2 protein-coding genes are annotated in these 3,312 nt (G+C 47.1%); one reads left to right on the plus strand and one right to left on the minus strand.

The features are described 5' to 3' along the window. Positions 1-914 (minus strand): nitrilase-related carbon-nitrogen hydrolase (locus B9T16_RS27155; RefSeq protein ID WP_410246230.1); only part of this gene is annotated, 914 nt, incomplete at its 3' end. 358 nt (positions 915-1,272) lie between these two features. On the opposite strand from B9T16_RS27155, the gene B9T16_RS27160 reads away from it, so the two are divergent. Continuing rightward, the coding region (locus B9T16_RS27160) for an NACHT domain-containing protein (protein WP_410246231.1) at positions 1,273-3,312 on the plus strand (2,040 nt) is incomplete at its 3' end.

Genomic DNA, 3,312 nt, shown 5'->3' on the forward strand with positions numbered 1-3,312 from the left:
CCACATTTTCGGGTGTAGTCTTTCACGCCCAAAACCAAAGCCTGCCAAATCTCGTCATCTGAATCGAGTAATTGTGTATCCTCAATATTCGCAGAATCACCGACAAAAGTAGAGGTGTTAAAATCCCATTCAATTATTTGTAAATCGGTCTGAAAAGCGGCTAAACTTTTAACTACATCTCCTGAGCCATTAATCACTAAGCTACAGCCATCAAAAATGAGGTCATCATTAGCGCCAACCTGATTATTATAAATAATGGGAATTCCGTAGCGGCGGGCGCTGTGACTTAGCATGGCTTTTCGTAATTTTTGTTTACCGGCGCGATAGGGGGAACCGGACAAATTTACTACCCAATCAACATGGCGATCGCTTAAATCTTTCATGGGGTCGCAGCTATAGTTACGCTGTGCCCAAAACTTCTCATCATTCCACAAATCCTCGCAAATACTCACCCCAATTTTTACTATCTCCTCTGACCGAGGTTTTTTGAGTGTGAAAAAATCACTGGTTGGGGCGGGTTCAAAATAGCGATGTTCATCAAAGACATCATAGGTGGGGAGTAAACGTTTATGGAACATCTGTTTAATCTCACCACCCATTAATAATGCTGCTGTATTAAAGAGGGGTTTACCACCCAATTGGCTGGCGGTATGATTCGGGGAAACTGTCCCGACTAAAACGGCTAATTCTACGGGGAGTTGTTGGGCGAGTTTTTCGAGTTGTTGTTGGGCGGCATTAATAAAACTGGGGCGGATTAATAGGTCTCGTGGGGGATAGCCAATTAGGGCTAATTCGGGGGTGAGGAGTAAACTAGCATCCTCGTTAATAGCCCACTGGGCTGCTTCCAGAATTAGTTGAGCATTACCTGTTAAATCACCGACAGTGGGGTTAATTTGAGCGATCGCAATTTTCATAACTTCACTACTACCATTTAGGATTGTGGATAAAGATTACCAGATATGAATTGTTAATTTCCCTAATCTTGGCATCTGGTGGTTAGGTAATCTGAAATAACTCAAATCATGGTTATGTTTCCTGAACTGAAATATCCCCCTTAAATCTTAGTAGCCAGGGTCAGGTTGACTAAGTATGGCAAAATCGGGTTTTGGTCAAGATTTCTGCTGAGTTTAAATCAATTTCTCAGGATTGACTATTGCCAGTCACCATGGTATCATAAATATGAGAAACCTTGGGGAGACTATCACCTAGGGGGTGGCGATCGCCAGGATTCATGAACGGACAAAAACCGTCATTTGAATCATCATAGTAGCAATGGCTGTAGGGCGAGATATCCTCAAATTAACCATTAGTGGCGGCTGCGTCCTGGGTAGCTTGGCATTTCCCCCCCTCGTGGCGGCAGAAGGAATGGTCTTGGGTCCCATCTTAGCAACTGCCCTAGGGAATGTGGCGGCGGGGAATACGGCTAATGCGATCGATGCGCTACTTGACGCAGGAGAGGGGGGAGTCTCCCTAGAAAATCATGACTTAACCAAGGCGGTGGGAAAAGCCATAGCTGCTGTCATTACCCTCGCCGCCAAACAACAGCGCGGCAAAACCCGCCAACACCTCGAAAAAATTGCCGCCCAAGCTAAGGATAACTGGCTGCACATTGCCCAACAGGAACTCACCCCGCAACGTTACCCGGAACTGCGAGAAGCCAAACTCGACCAATTCCTCACCCCGGCAGAATACCAACTCACCCAACAAGGCAACCTCACCGCTACAGAATGGGGGGATATTTTCATCCGCCTCAACATGGCTGCTTGTAAAGGGGGTGGGTTTGCCATGCCCCCAGAGGTGCGTCAAAATGTCGCCGAATTACTGCATACCACCTTCCCCAAAGCCTTGCGAGAAACCCTCAAGGAAGACTTTGCTAATGATGGTAAAGCCTTTGCCGGATTAACCTTGCAATTACTCACCCGAATGCAGGCACAACTGAGTCAACTGCAAGCCAGTCAAGGGGGGATGAATGCGGAGGAATTCAGCCAAATCCTGCAACAGTTCCAGGAATTAGAAACCCAGTTACGGGGAACGGTTGCCCAGCAGCAGGCATTTTTTAACGATATTTCCCGCCGGATTGATTCGGGTTTTGCGGAAGTTTGTCACCAGTTGGGGGTGATGGAAACCACCATCACCGAATTGCTACAAAGCCTAGAGGAACGCCTAGAGGAGTTGCGCCAAGAAGTGACGGAATTTCGTCAAGAGGTGCGGCAGGGGTTCGAGTCGCTGCACAATCAACCGGGGGGGCGACAGTTATCTAAACAGGAGTATCGCCAACGTCAAAATGTATTGACTCAGATGCGAACCGAGGTAGAAAGCCGTTTAACCCAGTCTATCCACCGGGCGGCGTTGCGGCTGAATTTGGGCAAGGAACAGCAACCCCAGCAGGTGCAACGCCCTTGGGATATGTCGGTGAAGGTGGGGGAACAGCGCAGTGTTCAGTTACCCCCCCAGACGACGATTCTGGATGTGTTTGATAATCCCACAATTTCCGGCAAGTTCCTGATTTTGGGCAAACCGGGGGGCGGAAAAACCACCACGTTATTAGAGTTAGCGGAAGCCTTGATTGAGCGGGCAGAAGGGAATAGCGATGCCCCGATTCCGGTGATTTTGGAGCTTTCGAGTTGGCAAGAGGTGACGAAACGTAAGTTTTTACCCTTTGGAGAGCGGGAAAAATATGACCCTTCGATTAAGGAGTGGGTTCTCTCTCAGCTTATGAGTAAGGGAGTGAGTCAGGAGATGGGAGAACAGTGGCTTCGGGAGAAGGAGTTAGTGCTGTTGTTGGATGGGTTGGATGAATTGCGATCGGAACGTCAGGCGAAGTGTGTCCAGGCAATTAGTCAGTTTTTAAGCAGTGAGTTTTCGCCATTACATTTGGTGGTGTGCAGTCGCAAGGAAGAGTATGAAGATTATGAGGAGATGTTGCACTTAAATGGGGCGATTTGCTTGGAGGATTTGACGAATGAGCAAATTCGGCATTATTTTGCCTCGGTCAATCTAGGGGAATTTTGGGAGAGTATCAAGGGTTCGGAAAAGATTGTCGATTTCATTCGTCAACCGTTGTTTTTGGCGGTTACGAGTCTTGCTTATCAGCAGATTGATGTTGAGGAGTGGCGGAATTGTAATACTGAAGAGAGGGCGATCGATTATTTGCTTGGTGTTTATCGGGTGGAAAGATTAACAAAAATAACGTCCAGTAATTTGCGAATTAATACATCTGGATTAGATCCTTTGTTTGTTCAAAATAGACTTGCCCGAATAGCTAAATATTTTCGCCTACAACCATTTATTAGTGTAGACGGCATCAAAACG

The sequence above is a fragment of the Arthrospira sp. PCC 8006 genome (assembly GCF_046480465.1).
GTDB classification, from domain to species: Bacteria; Cyanobacteriota; Cyanobacteriia; order Cyanobacteriales; family Microcoleaceae; genus Limnospira; species Limnospira platensis.